This window comes from Piscinibacter gummiphilus, assembly GCF_032681285.1.
Lineage (GTDB): Bacteria > Pseudomonadota > Gammaproteobacteria > Burkholderiales > Burkholderiaceae_C > Rhizobacter > Rhizobacter gummiphilus_A.
In genome coordinates this window covers 5,412,718-5,429,771 of sequence record NZ_CP136336.1, presented here as the reverse complement: position 1 = coordinate 5,429,771, position 17,054 = coordinate 5,412,718, and the positions used below count along the sequence as shown (strand labels likewise).

At 68.8% G+C, this 17,054-nt stretch carries 17 protein-coding genes; 3 read left to right on the top strand and 14 right to left on the bottom strand.

Translation table 11 applies throughout. From position 1 onward, the window contains the following. Window positions 1–6: 6 nt before the first annotated feature. A complete protein-coding gene (tgt, locus tag RXV79_RS25810) occupies window positions 7–1,137 on the top strand; it encodes a tRNA guanosine(34) transglycosylase Tgt (RefSeq protein ID WP_316701023.1) in 1,131 nt (376 codons plus the stop codon). Here the strand turns inward: tgt and RXV79_RS25805 are convergent. The 7 genes from RXV79_RS25805 to RXV79_RS25775 all read right to left on the bottom strand — a co-directional run bounded on the left by RXV79_RS25805 (window position 1,134) and on the right by RXV79_RS25775 (window position 7,727). Further along, window positions 1,134–1,946 carry a crotonase/enoyl-CoA hydratase family protein gene (locus RXV79_RS25805; protein ID WP_316701021.1) on the bottom strand — a complete coding sequence of 271 codons (813 nt, stop codon included), beginning with the start codon at window positions 1,944–1,946 and terminating at the stop codon, window positions 1,134–1,136. The genes tgt and RXV79_RS25805 overlap by 4 nt on opposite strands. A gap of 81 nt (window positions 1,947–2,027) precedes the next feature. Further along, window positions 2,028–3,371, bottom strand: coding sequence for an argininosuccinate synthase (gene argG, locus RXV79_RS25800; protein ID WP_316701018.1), 1,344 nt, complete (start codon window positions 3,369–3,371; stop codon window positions 2,028–2,030). 37 nt (window positions 3,372–3,408) lie between these two features. Next, window positions 3,409–5,334: an MFS transporter gene (locus RXV79_RS25795; RefSeq protein ID WP_413816642.1), complete on the bottom strand. Its 1,926-nt coding sequence runs from the start codon at window positions 5,332–5,334 to the stop codon at window positions 3,409–3,411. A gap of 18 nt (window positions 5,335–5,352) precedes the next feature. Then, complete coding sequence (locus RXV79_RS25790; RefSeq protein ID WP_316701015.1) at window positions 5,353–6,045, bottom strand: hypothetical protein; 693 nt, start codon at window positions 6,043–6,045, stop codon at window positions 5,353–5,355. 31 nt (window positions 6,046–6,076) lie between these two features. Further along, window positions 6,077–6,850 carry a DUF2145 domain-containing protein gene (locus tag RXV79_RS25785; RefSeq protein WP_316701014.1) on the bottom strand — a complete coding sequence of 258 codons (774 nt, stop codon included), beginning with the start codon at window positions 6,848–6,850 and terminating at the stop codon, window positions 6,077–6,079. Then, window positions 6,847–7,257, bottom strand: a complete 411-nt coding sequence (locus RXV79_RS25780; RefSeq protein WP_316701013.1) for a hypothetical protein — start codon at window positions 7,255–7,257, stop codon at window positions 6,847–6,849. The genes RXV79_RS25785 and RXV79_RS25780 overlap by 4 nt, the downstream gene beginning before the upstream one ends. A gap of 11 nt (window positions 7,258–7,268) precedes the next feature. Continuing rightward, window positions 7,269–7,727, bottom strand: coding sequence for a YiaA/YiaB family inner membrane protein (locus RXV79_RS25775; RefSeq protein WP_316704210.1), 459 nt, complete (start codon window positions 7,725–7,727; stop codon window positions 7,269–7,271). 130 nt (window positions 7,728–7,857) lie between these two features. Here RXV79_RS25775 and RXV79_RS25770 point away from each other — a divergent pair, with 130 nt between their 5' ends. Continuing rightward, window positions 7,858–8,634 carry a helix-turn-helix domain-containing protein gene (locus RXV79_RS25770; protein ID WP_316701012.1) on the top strand — a complete coding sequence of 259 codons (777 nt, stop codon included), beginning with the start codon at window positions 7,858–7,860 and terminating at the stop codon, window positions 8,632–8,634. Here RXV79_RS25770 and RXV79_RS25765 read toward each other — a convergent pair. The 5 genes from RXV79_RS25765 to RXV79_RS25745 form a co-directional block, all read right to left on the bottom strand. Then, window positions 8,526–9,413 carry an AraC family transcriptional regulator gene (locus RXV79_RS25765; RefSeq protein ID WP_316701011.1) on the bottom strand — a complete coding sequence of 296 codons (888 nt, stop codon included), beginning with the start codon at window positions 9,411–9,413 and terminating at the stop codon, window positions 8,526–8,528. The genes RXV79_RS25770 and RXV79_RS25765 overlap by 109 nt on opposite strands. 242 nt (window positions 9,414–9,655) lie before the next feature. Continuing rightward, window positions 9,656–11,278 carry a sensor histidine kinase gene (locus tag RXV79_RS25760; RefSeq protein WP_316701009.1) on the bottom strand — a complete coding sequence of 541 codons (1,623 nt, stop codon included), beginning with the start codon at window positions 11,276–11,278 and terminating at the stop codon, window positions 9,656–9,658. An 8-nt stretch (window positions 11,279–11,286) separates the two neighbouring features. Then, on the bottom strand, window positions 11,287–12,489 hold the full coding sequence (locus tag RXV79_RS25755) for a CaiB/BaiF CoA transferase family protein (protein WP_316701007.1): 1,203 nt from the start codon (window positions 12,487–12,489) through the stop codon (window positions 11,287–11,289). A 19-nt stretch (window positions 12,490–12,508) separates the two neighbouring features. Next, on the bottom strand, window positions 12,509–13,363 hold the full coding sequence (locus RXV79_RS25750) for a 23S rRNA (adenine(2030)-N(6))-methyltransferase RlmJ (RefSeq protein WP_316701006.1): 855 nt from the start codon (window positions 13,361–13,363) through the stop codon (window positions 12,509–12,511). Between the two features lie 6 nt (window positions 13,364–13,369). Continuing rightward, window positions 13,370–14,308, bottom strand: a complete 939-nt coding sequence (locus tag RXV79_RS25745; RefSeq protein ID WP_316701005.1) for a LysR family transcriptional regulator — start codon at window positions 14,306–14,308, stop codon at window positions 13,370–13,372. A gap of 103 nt (window positions 14,309–14,411) precedes the next feature. Between RXV79_RS25745 and RXV79_RS25740 the strand changes: the two genes are divergently transcribed. After that, window positions 14,412–15,419, top strand: coding sequence for a zinc-binding alcohol dehydrogenase family protein (locus RXV79_RS25740; RefSeq protein ID WP_316701004.1), 1,008 nt, complete (start codon window positions 14,412–14,414; stop codon window positions 15,417–15,419). Here the strand turns inward: RXV79_RS25740 and RXV79_RS25735 are convergent. Both RXV79_RS25735 and RXV79_RS25730 read right to left on the bottom strand, forming a co-directional pair. After that, window positions 15,416–15,994 (bottom strand): MOSC domain-containing protein, encoded by a 579-nt coding sequence (locus tag RXV79_RS25735; protein ID WP_316701002.1) that lies wholly within the window; start codon window positions 15,992–15,994, stop codon window positions 15,416–15,418. The two genes, RXV79_RS25740 and RXV79_RS25735, sit on opposite strands and share 4 nt — an antisense overlap. Before the next feature lie 32 nt (window positions 15,995–16,026). After that, window positions 16,027–16,827 carry a substrate-binding domain-containing protein gene (locus tag RXV79_RS25730; RefSeq protein WP_316701001.1) on the bottom strand — a complete coding sequence of 267 codons (801 nt, stop codon included), beginning with the start codon at window positions 16,825–16,827 and terminating at the stop codon, window positions 16,027–16,029. Window positions 16,828–17,054 lie beyond the last annotated feature (227 nt).

The window sequence follows — 17,054 nt, the reverse complement described above, 5'->3', positions numbered from 1 at the left end:
CCGCCTATGCTGCAGTTCGACCTCCTCAAGACCGAAGGCCACGCCCGCCGTGGCCGCCTCACCCTCAACCACGGCGTCGTCGAGACGCCGGTCTTCATGCCCGTGGGCACCTACGGCACGGTGAAGGGCGTGATGCCGTCGTCGCTCGAAGAGATGGGCGCGCAGATCATCCTCGGCAACACCTTCCACCTGTGGCTGCGGCCGGGGCTCGACATCCTCAAGCAGTTCGGCGGCCTGCATCGCTTCGAAGCGTGGAACAAACCCATCCTCACCGACAGCGGCGGCTTCCAGGTGTGGAGCCTGGGCGAGATGCGCAAGATCTCGGAAGAGGGCGTGAAGTTTGCGTCGCCCGTCAACGGCGACAAACTCTTTCTCACGCCCGAGGTGAGCATGCAGGTGCAGACGGTGCTCAACAGCGACATCGTCATGCAGTTCGACGAGTGCACACCCTACGAAACCAAGGGCCACATCACCACCGAAAAGGAAGCGCGCATCTCGATGGAGCTCAGCCTTCGCTGGGCGAGCCGCTGCCTCACCGAATTCCAGAAACTGCAGAACCCGAATGCCTTGTTCGGCATCGTGCAGGGCGGGATGTTCGAGCACCTGCGCGAAGAGTCCTTGAACGCGCTCGTCGAACTCGACCTGCCGGGCTACGCCATCGGTGGCGTGAGCGTCGGTGAGCCCAAGGAAGACATGCTGCGCATCATGGCGCACACGCCGCATCGACTGCCCTCTCACAAGCCGCGCTACCTGATGGGCGTGGGCACGCCGGAAGACCTGGTGGACGGCGTGGCCGCGGGTGTCGACATGTTCGACTGCGTGATGCCCACCCGCAACGCCCGCAACGGCCACCTCTTCACCCGTTTCGGTGACCTGCGGCTGCGCAACGCCCGCTACAAGACCGACGAGCGGCCGGTCGACGAGACCTGCAGTTGCCACTGCTGCAAGGGCTTCAGCCGCGCCTACCTGCACCACCTCGACCGCTGCGGCGAGATGCTGGGGCCCATGCTCACCAGCATCCACAACCTGCATTACTACGTGAACCTGATGCGCGAGGTGCGGCTGGCGCTGGACGAAGGGCGGTTCGAGAGCTTCCGCGCAGCGTTCAAGGCGGATCGCCTGAGAGGCGTCTCCTAGCGGAACACCGGTGCGCGTTTCTCCAGGCCGGCGAGGGCCGCCTCGCGCTGGTTGGGGCTGCCGATCAGCGCCTTCTGCTCCATCGACTCGGCCATCAGCACCGCGCCGGCTTGCACCGGCGAGGCGCCGTTGAGCAGCCGTTTGCTGGCGCGCACGGAGTCGGGGCTCTGCGCCGCGATCTGCGCGGCGAGGGCGCGGGCGTCGGCCAGCGGGTCGTCGCTGACGCGTGTGGCGAGACCGATCTGTTGCGCCTCCACGCCCGACACGATGCGGCCGGTGTAGGTCAGCTCGCGCACGACGTCGGCGCGCATCAGCTCGGTCATGAGCACGATGCCGGCCATGTCGGGCACCAGGCCCCATTTCACTTCCATCACCGCGAGCTTGGCCTCGGGGTGCACGACGCGGATGTCGGCGCCGAGCGCGATCTGCAGGCCACCGCCGAAGGCCACGCCGTGCACCGCGGCGATCACCGGCACGGGGAGCTGGCGCCAGCCCCAGGCCACGTACTGCGCATCGTTGGCGAGGCCGCGGCTGCGGGTGAGCAGGTCGGTGCCCATGGTGCCGCTGGTCTGGCCCTGGCCCATCTGCGCGAAGCGGCCCATGTCGAGGCCGGCGCAGAAGGCCTTGCCTTCGCCGTGGACCACGACGACGCGCACACGCGGATCGGCCTTCAGCTGCTCGATGCCGTCGTTGATCGCGCGGAACATGGCCGCGTCGATGGCGTTCATCTTGTCGGCGCGGGTCAGGGCCACTTCGGCCACGCCACGTTCGTCCACGGTGATGCGGACGCGGTCTTCGTTGCTGCTCATGTTCGTCTCCTCAGGCTGAGGCGACGATTCTTAAGCAAACGGCCCCGGAGGGGCCGTCGCAAGGGTGTCAGCGCTGAGGGATCAAGCCGTCGGCTTGTCGCCCGTCAAGAGCGGCAGGCTGCCTTCGCTCTGGTCGCCCAGCAGGCCGGTGGCGCTGTAGATGCCGAGCTTCTGGCGCGTGTCGGCGATGTCGAGGTTGCGCATGGTGAGCTGGCCGATGCGGTCGATCGGCTGGAAGGCGCCTTCCACCTTCTCCATCGACAGCCGCTCGGGCGCATAGGTGAGGTTGGGGCTCACGGTGTTCATGATCGAGTAGTCGTTGCCGCGGCGCAGCTCCAGCGTCACCTCGCCGGTGATGGCCTTGGCGATCCAGCGCTGGGCGCTCTCGCGCAGCATCATGGCCTGCGAGTCGAACCAGCGGCCCTGGTACAGCAGGCGGCCGAGCTTGCGGCCGTTGCTGCGGTACTGCTCGATGGTGTCTTCGTTATGGATGCCGGTCACCAGGCGCTCGTAGGCGATGTGCAGCAGCGCCATGCCCGGGGCTTCGTAGATGCCGCGGCTCTTGGCCTCGATGATGCGGTTCTCGATCTGATCGCTCATGCCCAGGCCGTGGCGGCCGCCGGCCTTGTTGGCTTCTTCGAAGAGCGCGACGGCGCTGCCGAAACGCACGCCGTTGATCGAGACGGGGCGGCCTTCCTCGAAGGCGACCGAGACACGCTCGGCCTTCACCACCACGTCGTCCTTCCAGAAGGCCACGCCCATGATCGGGTTGACGATGTGCAGGCCCTTGTCGAGGAACTCCAGGTCTTTCGCCTCGTGCGTGGCGCCCAGCATGTTGGAGTCGGTCGAGTAGGCCTTCTCCACGCTCATCTTGTAGTCGAAGCCGTTGGCGATGAGGAACTCGCTCATCTCCTTGCGGCCGCCGAGCTCGTCGATGAAGGTCTGGTCGAGCCAGGGCTTGTAGATGCGCAGGGCCGGGTTGGCGAGCAGGCCGTAGCGGTAGAAGCGCTCGATGTCGTTGCCCTTGTAGGTGCTGCCGTCGCCCCAGATGTGGACGTTGTCTTCCTTCATCGCCACCACGAGCGCGGTGCCGGTGACGGCACGCCCGAGCGGCGTGGTGTTGAAGTAGGTCGCACCGCCCGTGCTGATGTGGAAGGCGCCGCTCTGGATGGCGGCGATGCCTTCGGCCACGAGCTGCGCGCGGCAGTCGACCAGGCGGGCGATGTCGGCACCGTAGGCCTTGGCCTTGCGGGGAATGTCTTCGTAGTCGCTCTCGTCGGGCTGGCCGAGGTTGGCGGTGTAGGCGCAGGGCGTGGCGCCCTTCTTGCGCATCCAGTGCACGGCAGCGCTGGTGTCGAGGCCGCCCGAGAAGGCGATGCCGACACGTTCGCCGGCGGGGAGTTTCTGGAGGATGGTGGCGGCCACAGGGTACTCGCTGTTGGGCTGGGGGAAGCCGGCGATTTTAGGCGGGGCGGGGTACGCCGGCCGGCACGCCGGGAAGTGGCTCGGCCAGCAGCGCGGCCACCCGCTCCCGGAGCAGCGCGGGCGACACCTGCGCCGCCGGCACGGCCGGGCCGGCCAGCAGGCCCACGCGGCTGCAGAAGCCGCGGCGGAAGGGCTGGGTCATCGCGTTGCCGCCGATGCGCGAGAAGAAGGAGCCCCACAGGTTCTGCAGCGCCATCGGCACCACCGGCACCGGGTTCGTCTCGAGGATCTTCATGATGCCGCCCTTGAATTCGGCGAGCTGGCCGTCCCGGGTGATCGCGCCTTCGGGGAAGATGCACAGCAGGTCGCCCTCGGCGAGCACCTGGCGGGCGCGCACGAAGGCCTGCTCGTAGGTGGCCGGGTCTTCCTTTTGCGACGCGATCGGGATCGCCTTCGCCAGCCTGAACATCCACCCCAGCACCGGGATCTGGAAGATGCGGTGGTCCATGATGAAGACGATGGGGCGCGGGCTCGCGGCCATCAAGAGCACCGCATCGACGAAGCTCACGTGGTTGCACACCAGGATGGCGGCGCCCTCGGTCGGGATGTGCTCGTCGCCCTTCACCCGGAAGCGGTAGGCCAGGCGCGTGGCGAGGAAGGCCACGAAGCGCAGCAGGTACTCGGGCACCAGCATGAAGATGTAGAACGCCACCACCGCGTTGAGCAGACCGACGATGAGGAACACCTGCGGGATGGTGAACTTGAGCGCCAGCAGCACGCCCACGCCGATCGAGCTCACGATCATGAAGAGCGCGTTCAGGATGTTGTTGGCCGCGATGATGCGGGCGCGGTGCGTGGGCTTCGAGCGCAACTGGATCAGCGCATACATCGGCACGCTGTAGATGCCGGCGAAGAGCGAGAGCAGCAGCAGGTCGGCCATCACACGCCAGTGGGCGGGCTGGGCGAAGAACGCGCTCACCGTGAGCGGCGCGCTCGGCGGCAGGCCGCGCGAGGCGAAGTAGAGGTCGATCGCGAACACGCTCATGCCGATCGCACCCAGCGGCACGAGGCCGATCTCCACATGCCGGCGCGACAGCATCTCGCACATCAGCGAGCCGATGCCGATGCCGATGGAAAACACCACGAGCAGCATCGAGGCCACGTGCTCGTCGCCATGCAGCACCTCTTTCGCGAACGAGGGGAACTGCGCGAGGAACACCGCGCCGAAGAACCACATCCACGAGATGCCCAGCAGCGAGCGGAACACGGCCACGTTCTCGTGCGCAAGCTTCAGGTTGCGCCAGGTTTCGGTGAAGGGGTTCCAGTTGATCTTGAGGCCGGGGTCGGTGGCCGGCGTGGGCGGCACGGCCTGTGCGAGCACACGGCCGAGCACGGCGAGGCCGACGCAGGCCCAGGCGATGTAGGTCGGCCCGACCTGCGGCACCGCGACGAGCAGCCCGCCCACCACGTTGCCGATCAGGATGGCCACGAAGGTGCCCATCTCGACCATGCCGTTGCCGCCCGTCAGTTCACGCTCGTTGAGGTGCTGCGGCATGTAGGCGAACTTCACCGGCCCGAAGAGCGTGGAGTGCAGGCCCATGAGGAACACGCAGGCCAGGAGCACCGGGATGTTGACGCTCATGAAGCCCCAAGCCGCGATCGCCATCACGGCGATCTCGAACCACTTCACGAAGCGGATCATGGCGGTCTTGTCGTGCTTGTCGGTCAGCTGCCCGCTGGTGGCCGAAAAGAGCAGGAAGGGCAGGATGAAGAGCGCCCCGATCACCAGGCCCGCGAGCGACGGTGGCAGCCAGCTCACCTGGATCTGGTAGGTCACCATCACCGTGAGCGCGAACTTGAAGAGGTTGTCGTTCCCGGCGCCGAGAAACTGCGTCCAGAAGAAGGGCGCGAAGCGGCGCTGCTTGAGCAGCGCGAACTGGTTGGGGTGGTCGTGGCTGCTCAAGGAGATCCCTCGCGATCGTTATTCGACTTGCGCTTCGAAGCCGGCCGGCAGCTTGTACTGCGCGCGTTTGGCATCGAAGCTCAGCACGTGCGTGGCCGACACCGGCGCGCCGCGGAAATGGCCAAGGCTCGTGATGCGCAGCGGGTAGGCCGCCGCGCCCTCGCGTACCTCGAGCTTCAGGCGGCGCGAGAAATCGCTGCACACCGCGGGCGTGGCATGGGCGCACTCGTGGGTGCCGGTGTTGCGCACGGTGGAGGTGATGTCGAGCGCGACCTGGAAGCCCGCCTCGCGCGGCACATACAGGCGGGTGCCGCCCAGCAGGTAACCCTGGCTCACCGAGGTTTCGCTGATCTCGAAGCCGTAGAGGTTCGCGCCGAGCTGCAGCACGTTGACCTCGCCGGGCCGGCCCATCTGACCGCTTTCCAGGCCCAGCTGCTGCGCGACCGGCTGCCAGCCTTCGGCATCGCGCTTGAGCAGGTAGAGGTCGATGCGGCCGGGGTCGTTGGGGGCCGACTCGCGGGCGCTGCGGGTGCACATCGCCAGCAGGCGGTGTGGCTCGCCACGCAGGGTGACGTCTTTCGAGGCGCAGGCGTCTTTCAGGCGGGCAAGCGGAGACTCGGTGGGTGCGGGGCGCGCCATCAGCGCGGCGGCGCCGAGCACCAGTGCCGACGCGGTGGTGGCGATGAAGAAAGGGGAGCGGACGACAGACATGGTGGGCGATTGTGCAGGCGCGCACGCAGGCTCAGCGCATGACTTGCACGGGGTTTCCCATGCCAGTTCTCACGAGCCACGAGAACACCGAGTCGACCGTCACGGTCTCGATGCGGTCGCGGAAGCGTTTCTCGTCGGGGTGGTCGTCGAAGGCGACGTTGGCCGCCGTCACCCGTGCGCCCAGGCGCTTGAAGGGCGAGAGGCGCAGCGTGGTCGGCTGGTAGCCCTCGCGCTGCAGCCAGACCTGGGCCCGCTCACGGGTCACCGCGCCCGGGTCCATCGCCATCGCCAGCGTCTCGATGGCCCACTGGTTCGACTGCTGGTACCGCTGCGCCCACGGGTAGGCGACCATGTTGTAGCGCTCGGTGTGCAGCTGCGCGAGGCGCGGGTTGTCGCGCAGCACGGGCAGCAGGCGGGCCTGCACGTCGGCGCGCAGCACCACCACGCCGGCCTGGAAGTCGTGCAGGTCGTCGAGGAAGAACTCGCCCAGGCCTTGGCGGTAGACGGCCGCGTGCGCGGTGCCGCACTGGTTGAGCTTGTGGGCCACGCGCCACTTGCCGCTGTCGCGGTAGGCGAGGCCCAGGTGCGAGTAGCGCAGGCCGTACTCGCTCAGGTCCTGCCCGGCGCGGGCCAGCACCACCACCTGCGCGCCGCTGGCATCGAGCGCACGCGCGGTGCGCTCGGCGAGCACCATCGCCCGCTCGATGTTGCGCGCCTCGGGCGGCTTGGGCTCGCAGGTGCGGCCGGCGTGGGCGAGGGTGGTGAGTGCCGACAGCACCAGGGCGGTAGCCCATCTCCGGCTCATCGTGTCACCCGCTCGTTGTAGAGCAGCGCCGCGCCGATCTCGTTGGGGATGTAGGCGATGGCGCGGCCGGCGGCCGAGAGCACCCAGCCGGCACTGAAGGCGCTCACGGTGACCACCGTGCCGACGCCGACCGACAAGGCCGCCGCGCCTTGCGTGCTGAGTGTGACGCTGGCCCGTGCGCCGTCTGACGCACGCTCCAGGATGCACACCACGCCAGCGGCCGAGGCTTCGACGGCGACGACGGTGAGCATCGCGCCGGCCGACAGCAGCACGGCCGGCGCGGCAACCGACACCGCGATCGGCAGCATCGACAAGGCGCTCGCATCCGACGCGTTGGGCGGGTGGGCCCGTGCGGGGTTCACCGCGAGCAGGGCCGAGAGCAGCAGGGGCAGGACGAGTCGTTTCATGGTCTGGCGTCTCATTCGGTGTCCCGTGCGCCGCGCATCGCCATGCCGCCGCGGCGGGCCTGGGCGATCAGCACCTCGTGCGCGTCGCGCAGCGTCTTGGCCAGCGTGAACACGCTCGAGATCAGGAACAGCCAGCACACGCCGAGGTAGGCCTTGTAGGTCGGGTTGATCTCCATGCGGTAGAGGCCCCAGCCGGTGAGCGCCATCGCGAGCGCGAAGCCGCCCCAGACCACGCTGCCCCACATCGGCGTGTCGACGCGGCGGCCTTCGTTGTCACGCACGTACTTGGCGAGCGCGAAGGCGGTGGACAGGCAGAACACGTAGCCCATCACCATGAACGCGCGGTCGAGGTCGGCGCCGGGCAGGTAGGCGAGGCCCGTGCCGCACAGCGTGGCGGCGATGCCGAACGAGACCCACACCTGGAGCTTCCAGGCCTTGGTGTCGGGGCGGGGGGCGGCGGGGGTGTGCATGAAATCCTCGGTGACGTTGAACACGGGGCGGATGATCTGCACCCGGCCGATCCGGTTCAAGCGTTCCAGGAGGGGTTGCGCGGCTCCGGCTGGCTGGTATCGTTTGCCGATACTTTGGGAGGGCTTCTCGATGAGCACGACGCAGGACCTGGTCACGGCGCTGAAGGCCGAACTCAAGGCCGCCGGCATCACCTACGCCGAACTGGCCGAGCACCTCGACATGTCGGAGTCGAGCATCAAGCGCATCTTTGCCAAGGCCGACATGCCGCTCTCACGCATCGACGACGTGCTGCGTGTCTTGAAGATGGATTTCGCCGAACTCGCCCGCAAGGTGGCCGATGCGCAGCCGCTGCGCCGCGAGCTCACGCTGGAGCAAGAGAAGGCGGTGGTCGCCGACAAGCGCCTGCTGCTGATGGCCATCTGCTGCATGAGCCAGTGGACCTTCGAGCAGGTGGTCGCCACCTACACGCTCACCGAGGCCGAGTGCGTGAAGTACCTGACCCAGCTCGACAGGATCGGCATCATCGAGCTGCGCCCGCTCAACCGCTACCGCCTGCAGCTGGCCAAGACCTTCCGCTGGCGGCCGGACGGGCCGGTGATGGCCTTCTTCCGCGAGCACGTGGTCGACGACTACTTCAGCGGCGGCTTCGACGGCGAAGGCGAGATGCTGATGCTGGTGCACGGCCAAGTCGGCAAGAGCCTCGCGGCCACCTTCATGGAGCGCCTGCAGCGCGTGGGGCAGGACTTCGCCCAGCAGCACCTGGCTGACCAGAAGCTGCCGCCCGACCAGAAGCGGCCCTACACCTTGGTGGTGGGGATGAGGTCGTGGCTGTTTGCGGCGTTCCGCGACCTGAAGCGCGACGACACGGCGCTGCTGCCTTCGATCCGCACGGCGCGCGGCGGGTGAACGGTGACCGCACCGCTCGTGTAGAAGTAGGCGGGCGAGGCGCCATAGGCGTGGGCCCAGATCTTCGAGAAGTGCGCCGAGTCGGTGAAGCCGGCGGCGGCGGCGATCTGGGTGAAGTTCATGCCCGAGCCGAGCAGGCGCGCGGCGGCGCGGATCTTGAGCGACTGGCAGTACTTGCGCAGCGGCAGCCCCATCTCCTGCGTGAAGAGGTGCGACAGGCGGTCGCGCGACACGCACACCGCATTGGCCAGCTCGGCCACGCCCAGCGTGTGGTCGGCGTCGAGCAAGGCGATCACACGCTCCACGCGCGGGTCGATCTTCGGGGGCGGCGGCAGCAGGTCGCGCGCCAGCTCGAAGATGCGGCGGTACAGCAGGCGGCTCGAACGCGAGCTCATCTCGCCGCGGCGGAAGGCGTCGAGGGCCGGCATCGCCGGCTCGAAGGCTTCGGGCGGCAGCACCTTGTAGCCCGGGTCGGGCAGGAAGGCGAAGGCACGGTACAGCGGGTGCTCGGTCGAGGCATCGATGCACGCGAAGGGCACGCCACAGGCTCGCAGGTGCTTGGCAGCGAAGGGGCGCACCGCGACCGCACGCACGCGCTGCGTCTGGCCGCCGACGTCGATCTCGAAGTCGGCGTTGGTGAGCGCCAGGAGGAGCGATGCGCTGTGGCGCGCGCTCTGCGAATCGGTGCCGGTGCTGGTGTAGAGGAAACCGTCTTCGAAAAGACGCATGCGCCCCCGGGGCGATGCAGCGGCGTGGCGGGAATTGGCCAGGCGGTCCACGGCAGATCCTGGGGCGTGTGCGAGGACTAAGCCTCAGGGGGTGACGAAGGGGCTGAGGGCCCGCACCAGGGCGCGCGTTGACAGGTTCACGACGTCTCCAATCGGATTTGTGTTTCTTGTCTCTTTTTTGTGCACGCTCGTGCACACGAACGGATTCTTCGCCCGGCTCGCGGCGGCCACTTGTACGGGCTTGTCGTTTTTGAGCCGGGCGCGGCGGGGTTTACCCGCGGCGCCGCGGCCGGTCAGCGCTCGCTGGTGCGCAGGGTCACGGTGAAGCGGGCCCAGGCGCCGGCTTCGCTCTCGGCCTCGATGCGGCCACCCATGCGCTCGATCAGCTGGCGGCTGATGGCCAGGCCGATGCCGGTGCCTTCACCGTGGCTCGCGTTGCGGCCGAGCCGGTTGAAGGGTTCGTACAGGCGCGCCAGCTGCTCCGGTGTCATCCCGACGCCGGCGTTCCACACCGAGAGCGCCACCTCGCCTGCGGCCGTGCGGCCTGCGCTCACGCGCAGCCGGCCGGGGTCGAGCCCGTACTTGATGGCGTTCGACAGCAGGTTGAGCACACATTGGCGCAGGCGCAGCGGGTCGGCCTGCACGGGCGGCAGCCCCGGCTCGATCTCGCGCTCCAGGGTGACCGAGCGCTCGTCGGCCTGCGCCTGCACCATCGCCAGGCTGTCGTCGAGCAGGCGCGGCAGGTCGACCGACTCGGGCTGCAGTTCGACGGCCCCGAGCTCGATGCGGCTCAGGTCCATCAGGTCGGTGATCAGCGCGAGCAGGTGCTGGCCGGCCCGCTCGATGTGCACGACGCGTTCCTTCTGCTGCTCGGTGAGCGGGGCGCGCTCGTCGAGCTGCAGCAGCTGCGAGAAGCCGATCACCGCGTTGAGCGGCGTGCGCAGCTCGTGGCTCACGCGTCCGAGGAACTGCGTCTTCATCGCACTCGCCTGCTCGGCGGCCTGGGCCTGTGCGAGCGCGTGCTGGGCGGCCTTGAGCGGCGAGATGTCGACGAAGGTGCCGACCACGCGGCGCACCCGGCCGTCGGAGCCGCGCTCGGCGATGCGGCCTTGCGCCAGCAGCCAGATCCAGTCGCCGCTTTCGTGCCGGATGCGGAACTCGTCGCTGTAGGGTGCGGCGGTCGGGTCCTTCAGGTAGGCGTTGAACCGTTGGCCGGCCGCGGCCAGGTCGTCGGGGTGGCAGCGCTCTTCGAAAGACTGCACCGTCACCGCGCCGAAGGCCCTCGGCGTGGTGCCGAGCACCTGGGCCCAGCGACCGCCCAGCACCAGCCCGCCGGTGACGAGGTCGCGCTCCCACAGCGCCACGCGACCGGCGTTGATGGCGGTCGCCAGCCATTCGCGCGAGTGCTGCAGCTTGGCGATCATCTGCTCGCGCTCGGCGTGCAGCGCCACCTCGGCGCTCACGTCCATCACCTGCACCAGCCGCACCGGGCGGCCGCGGTAGGTGAGGGCGTGGCCGCTGACGCGCACGTGGAAGATGCTGCCGTCCTTGCGGCGATGCCGCCACACGCCGGGGATCGACACGCTCGGCTTTTCACGCACCTCCCGCGCCATTGCCTGCATCGCCGGCACGTCTTCGGGCGGCCGGATGTCGGCGAGCGTCATCTTCAGCAGCTCGTCCTGCGTGTAGCCGTAGCGGCGCAGCATCGCGCCGTTGACGGCGAGGAAGCCGAGCGTCTCCACGTCGTAGGCGAACATGGGGTTGGGACACAGCGTGAAGAGCTGTTCGTAGTCGGTGCCTGCGGGCAGCAGGGAGCTGCCGTCGTCGCTGCGTGCGGGTGGGCGCCGGCGGCGCCACACCAGGGCCGCGAGTGTGGCCGCGGCCAGCAGCGCGCCGGCCAGGGCGTAGAGCGGCACGCCCGCGGTCACAGCACGCCGCGTTCGCGCAGGCGGGCTTCCTGCTCGGGCGTGATGCCGATCTCGCGCAGCACGGCGCTCGTGTCTTCGCCGAGCGTCGGCGCGCGGCGGGTGATGCGCCCCGGCGTGGCCGAGAGCTTGGGCACGATGCCGGGCACGTCGAGCGTGAGGCCGTCGGCCGAGGTCACGGTTTCGACCATGCCGCGGGCGCGGTAGTGCGGGTCTTCGGCGATGTCGCGGGCGGTGTAGAGGCGGCCGGCGGGCACCTGGGCGGCGTTGAGGGCGGTGAGCACCTCGGTGACGCTGCGGGTCTGCGTCCAGGCGCCGATGGCGGCGTCGATCTCGTCGACACGTTTCACGCGGGCAGCGTTGCCAACGAGCGAGGGGTCGTCGGCCCAGTCGGGGCGTCCGATGGTGCGCATGAGGCGCGTGAAGATGCTGTCGCCGTTGCCGGCGACCAGCACCCAGCCGTCGGTGCAGGGGTAGGCGTTGCTGGGAGCGATGCCGGGCAGGGCGGAGCCGGCTGCCTCGCGCACCGCGCCGAAGGCGCTGTACTCGGGCAGCAGGCTCTCCATGCAATTGAAGACCGCTTCGTAGAGCGCGACGTCGACCACTTGCCCTTTGCCGGAGGCCTGCCGGTGGTGCAGCGCCATCAGGATGCCGATCACCCCATGAAGCGAGGCCAGCGTGTCGCCGATGCTCACGCCCACGCGCACTGGCACCCGGCCCGGCTCGCCGGTGAGGTAGCGCAGGCCGCCCATCGCTTCGGCCACGACGCCGAAGCCCGGCCGGTCCTTGTAGGGCCCCGTCTGCCCGTAGCCGCTGATGCGCAGCATGATGAGCTTGGGGTTGGCCTCGGCCAGCGTTTCGTACGACAGGCCCCAGGCCTCCATCACGCCGGGCTTGAAGTTCTCGATCAGCACGTCGCACTCGGCGGCGAGCTTCTTCACGATCTCGCGGGCTTCGGGCTGCTTGAGGTCGAGCGTCAGGCTCTTCTTGTTGCGCGATTGCACCTGCCACCAGACGCTGGTGCCGTTGTGCAGCAGCCGCCATTGGCGCAGCGGGTCGCCGCTGCCGGGTGGCTCGATCTTGATGACCTCGGCGCCGAAGTCGGCCAGTGTCTTGGCGGCGAAGGGGCCGGCGATGAGCTGGCCCATCTCCAGCACTTTCAACCCAGACAGCGGGCCAGCGGAGGGGGTGTCGGAAGACATGGGAAGGATCGTCGAAGAATCAGGCGGCCCGCTGTTCTATCAAATAGTTGGCCCCGTCGTACTGCCCGAGCGCTTCCACCAGCCACGGCAGCAATGCCGCCATCTCGTCGTGCAGTGTGTAGGGCGGATTGAGGATGAACATGCCGCTACCCGCGAGGCCGAAGCCCTGCGAGTCGAGCGGCTGCACCGTGAGCCGCACATGCAGGAAGCCCTTGGGCGCGAGCGCCTCCAGCCGCCGCGGCAGCTGGGCCGCTTCGAGCTTGGTGACCTGCGGGTACCAGACCATGTAGACGCCTTCGGCGAAGCGCAGCAGTGCTTCGCGCAGCGAGGCGATCACACGTCCGTAGTCGTGGTGGCCTTCGTAGCTCGGGTCCATCAGCACCGCGCCGCGGCGCGAGGGCGGGGGCAGCTGGCCCTTGAGGCCATCGAAGCCGTCAGCGTTGAAGACCTGCACGCCTTTCGCGTCGCCGACGTAGGACGCAAGGATGCGGTGGTCGGTGTTGTGCAGCTCGAAGAGGCGCAACTGATCTTGCGGGCGCAGCAGCATCTGCGCGAAGGCCGGCGAGCCGGGGTACTGCGTGAGCTTGCCGTCGGGGTTGAACTGGCGCACGGCGGCGAGGTAGTCGGCCACGGCTTCGGGCAGCTCCTCGCCGCTCTTTTCCTTCTCCCAGAGCCGGCCGATGCCTTCGACGTATTCGTTCTTCTTCTGCGCGTACTGGCCTTCGAGCGAGTAGCCGCCCGCACCCGCGTGGGTGTCGACCAGTCGGTAAGGCTTGTCTTTCTGGTTCAGGTAGCGCAGCACGCGCATGAGGACGATGTGCTTGAGCACATCGGCGTGGTTGCCCGCATGGAAGGCGTGTCGGTAGGCGAGCATGGTGGTTCAGGCTGGGGTGGACGCCCTATTGTCGGCCTCATCGATCTCCGCGAACTGAACCACCAGCTCGTCGAGCAGGCGCCGCACCCGCAGCGGCAGGTGGCGCTGCGCGGTGACGATGGCGTGCAGCGGGTAGCGCAGGCCCTGCCACTGCGGCAGGACTTCGACCAGACGCCCGGCGCGCAAGTCGGCCAGAACGTCGAGTCGGGCCTTCTGCGCGATGCCGAGGCCTTGCACCGCCCACTCACGCACCAGGCCGCCGTCGTCGGCGCGGCGATTCCCGGCCACCTTGACCGTGATCTCGGCACCGTCGCGCTGAAACACCCACTGCGTGTGTGGCCGCTCGGCGCGGTGCAGCGCGAGGCAGTTGTGCTGGGCCAGCTCGCGCGGGTGCTGCGGCGTGCCGTGGCGCGCCAGGTAGGCGGGCGAGGCGACGAGCGTCGACTGCGTCACATGCAGGCGGCGTGCGACGAGGCTGGAGTCGTGCAGCTCGCCGTAGCGCACGGCGATGTCGACGCGGTCGCGCAGCAGGTCCTGGCGCACGTCGCTCACCTGCAGCGCGATGCGCAGGCCGGGGTGGCGGGCGAGGATGTCGTCGAGCATCGGGCTCAGCACCTGGCGGCCCAGGTCGGCGGGGGCGGCGAGGTGCACCTCGCCTTCCAGCGTCTCGCGCTGGGCGCCGAGCAGCGAGCGGGCGTCGTCGAGCACGCCCAGGGCCCGCTCGGCGTGCTCGCGCAGCAGCTCACCCTCGGGCGTGAGGCGCATCGAGCGGGTCGAGCGTTCGACGAGGCGCACCGAGAGCGCCGCTTCCAGCCGCTTGAGCGCTGCGCTGGCGGCGGCCGGGGTCAGCTGCAGCTGGCGCGCGGCCGCGCTCAGCGTGCCGGCGTTGGCGAGGCGCACGAAGAGCTGCAGTTGCGATAGCTGAAGGTCGGGCGGCAGGTTCATCTTCAAATGTGAGTTGAAGCTGATTGTGATTCGAGATGGATTATCAAATCCAGGCCGCACTTCTACAGTGCCTGAACTCTCATTTCCTTTCGCCGGAGCCACCATGAAAGCCGTTGCCTACCGCCAGTCCCTGCCCATCGAGCACGCCGAGTCGCTGCTCGACGTGACCCTCCCCGAGCCGACACCCGGCCCGCGCGACCTGCTGGTCGAGGTGAAGGCCGTCTCGGTCAACCCGGTCGACACCAAGGTGCGCAAGCGCGCCGCCCCGTTGGCCGGCGAGGTGAAGGTGCTGGGCTGGGACGCGGCGGGCGTGGTGAAGGCGGTCGGCGCGCAGGTCTCGCTCTTCAAGCCGGGCGACAAGGTCTGGTACGCCGGTGACATCACCCGCCCCGGCAGCAATGCCGAGCTGCAGTGTGTGGACGAGCGCATCGTCGGCCACCTGCCCAAGGGCCTGTCGTTCGCGCAAGGGGCGGCGTTGCCGCTGACGGCGATCACCGCATGGGAGGTGCTGTTCGACCGCCTCGAGATCGATCTCGACACGCGAGGCGCGCTGCTCATCGTGGGCGCGGCGGGCGGGGTCGGTTCGATCATGACGCAGCTGGCACGCCAGCTGACCGGGCTCACCGTGATCGGCACCGCGTCGCGGCCCGAGACGCAGGCCTGGGTGAAGGAGCTCGGCGCCCACCACGTGATCGACCACACCAAGCCCTTGTCGGAGGAGCTGGCGCGCATCGGTGTGCCGGCGGTGAGCCATGTGGCCAGCCTCACGCAGACCCATCTGCACTACGCCGAGATCGTGAAGGCGCTGGCGCCGCAGGGTCGGCTGAGCCTGATCGACGACCCGGCCCAGCCGCTTGACGTGATGCTGCTCAAGGGCAAGAGCCTCTCTCTGCGCTGGGAGTCGATGTTCACCCGCTCGATGTTCCAGACGCCCGACATGCAGGCCCAGCACGAGCTGCTGGAGCGTGTGGCGCAGCTGGTGGAAGACGGCCAGGTGCGCACCACGCTGGCCGAGCACTTCGGCCCCATCAACGCGGCCAACCTGAAACGTGCCCACGCCTTCATCGAAAGCGGCACGGCGCGCGGCAAGGTGGTGCTCGAGGGCTTCTAGAGCTTGTTGCGGTGCAGCCGGGAGAGGAACAGCTCCCGGATGCCCACTTCGCGCGGGCCGGGGACGAGCTCGAAGTCCTGCCCGGCCTGCAGCGTGCCCGCCACCCGCACCGCGAGGTAGAAGCCGCACCAGCCGTTCTGCCCCATCAGCTTCGTTGCCTGGTTGAAGCCCATCGCGTGGTTGAACTTGAAGCAGGGGAAGCGCGGCTCGCTGACGGCGAGTTCGCAGTCGGGGAAGCGCAGCACGTCGCCGACCCAGACCTGATGCTCGAGCAGGCCGCGGATCGTCAGGTTCTCGCCGATCGAGCCGGGTGGCAGGGGCTCGTCCCACGCCGACACCTTGGCCTGGGCGCGCACCGTCTGCCAGAAGGGGTAGTGCTCGACGGGGTAGGCGTAGACCGCCTTCGGCAGCCCCCCGTGCACGGAGAGGTCGGCCTGTTCATCACCGTCGAGCCCGAGTGGCTTGACCGCCACGGCGTGCGGCACGGGGCGCTTGCCGATGCCGGTCATCACGCGCCGGCCGGCGATCTCCACCTCGCGGGCGAGGCTCACATTGACGCTGAGCAGGGTCGGCATGGGCGCGCATCATGCCGCATGCCGGCGGCCGGTCAGCGCGTTGCGGCCTTCCAGCCGCGCACGCTCGCGGCCACCCGCGCGCCCTGCGGGCCGCCGACCCACTGACTGAAGAGCTTGGCCGCCGGGTGGTTGACCCGGAAGGAGCGCATCACGTGCACCTCGGTCGCGAGGCGCGGGTCGCCCTCGACCATCAGGGCGAAGGGCTTGCGCGCCTTGGCGAGCCACACGCCACGCTCCACCAGCGTGTAGGCGCCTTCCGCGAAGGCCTGGTCGAGCGGGCTGCCTTTCGCTTCCACAAACCAGGGCGCTGCCGGCGAGACCTTGGCCGCGTGCCACAACTTCAGGCTGCCGATCTGGGCGCCGCAACCCATGGGGGCGCCGATGAAGCGAGCCTTGGCCTCGGCGATGCGCGCGAGCGCTACGGCCACGTCGCGTTCACCCGCAATGCCGACCGGGTCCTTGGCCTTTTTGCCGGTGCCTTCCATCGGGCCGACCAGCACGAAGTCGCCGAGGGCCAGCTGTCGCCGGTCGTGCGCCAGGCCCTTCTTTTCGAGTGCGGTTTCGAGCTCGGGGGCGTTGGTCATCGCCGCGTCGACCTCGCCGCGCTCGAGCGACTCGAGCAACTCGGCGCTGCGACCCGGCACCAGTTGGACGGCCACGCCCGTGTCACGCCCGAAGGCCTTCTGAAACTGCGGCGCGAGTCCCGACTCGATCAAGGCCTGCTCGGCCCCCAGCCGAAGCGGGTCGCTGAGCGATTTGCGCTGCACAGCCTGGGCGGCGGGCCACCCCGCAGAAGCCAACGCGGCGAGGAGGAGGCGGCGTGAGGTCGTCATGCCGCGCATCTTAAAAGCCATGTGCCCGCGAAGTAACTGCACGCACGTTCGACGCTGCGGAACAAGTTCACATGCGGGTTGCATGGCGCAATGCAAACTTTGCATGACCCCCTGCGACCCGGTGGTTACCGCCGGATTACATTGGCAAGACAATCATTTCGCGTCCTGTTTCACCCCTGGGTCGCACGTCGATTGCTCCGCCAACAGCGGTAGCCCAAGCGGCATGG

What these genes read in the sequence shown, in the direction of transcription:
- RXV79_RS25750 (WP_316701006.1), bottom strand. Translation starts at nt 13,363, where the DNA reads ATGCTCGCCTACCGACACGCCTTCCATGCGGGCAACCACGCCGATGTG.
- RXV79_RS25740 (WP_316701004.1), top strand. Translation starts at nt 14,412, where the DNA reads ATGAAAGCCGTTGCCTACCGCCAGTCCCTGCCCATCGAGCACGCCGAG.
- RXV79_RS25730 (WP_316701001.1), bottom strand. Translation starts at nt 16,827, where the DNA reads ATGACGACCTCACGCCGCCTCCTCCTCGCCGCGTTGGCTTCTGCGGGG.
- RXV79_RS25790 (WP_316701015.1), bottom strand. Translation starts at nt 6,045, where the DNA reads ATGTCTGTCGTCCGCTCCCCTTTCTTCATCGCCACCACCGCGTCGGCA.
- tgt (WP_316701023.1), top strand. Translation starts at nt 7, where the DNA reads ATGCTGCAGTTCGACCTCCTCAAGACCGAAGGCCACGCCCGCCGTGGC.
- RXV79_RS25770 (WP_316701012.1), top strand. Translation starts at nt 7,858, where the DNA reads ATGAGCACGACGCAGGACCTGGTCACGGCGCTGAAGGCCGAACTCAAG.
- RXV79_RS25745 (WP_316701005.1), bottom strand. Translation starts at nt 14,308, where the DNA reads ATGAACCTGCCGCCCGACCTTCAGCTATCGCAACTGCAGCTCTTCGTG.
- RXV79_RS25780 (WP_316701013.1), bottom strand. Translation starts at nt 7,257, where the DNA reads ATGAAACGACTCGTCCTGCCCCTGCTGCTCTCGGCCCTGCTCGCGGTG.
- RXV79_RS25785 (WP_316701014.1), bottom strand. Translation starts at nt 6,850, where the DNA reads ATGAGCCGGAGATGGGCTACCGCCCTGGTGCTGTCGGCACTCACCACC.
- RXV79_RS25775 (WP_316704210.1), bottom strand. Translation starts at nt 7,727, where the DNA reads ATGCACACCCCCGCCGCCCCCCGCCCCGACACCAAGGCCTGGAAGCTC.
- RXV79_RS25805 (WP_316701021.1), bottom strand. Translation starts at nt 1,946, where the DNA reads ATGAGCAGCAACGAAGACCGCGTCCGCATCACCGTGGACGAACGTGGC.
- RXV79_RS25755 (WP_316701007.1), bottom strand. Translation starts at nt 12,489, where the DNA reads ATGTCTTCCGACACCCCCTCCGCTGGCCCGCTGTCTGGGTTGAAAGTG.
- RXV79_RS25735 (WP_316701002.1), bottom strand. Translation starts at nt 15,994, where the DNA reads ATGCCGACCCTGCTCAGCGTCAATGTGAGCCTCGCCCGCGAGGTGGAG.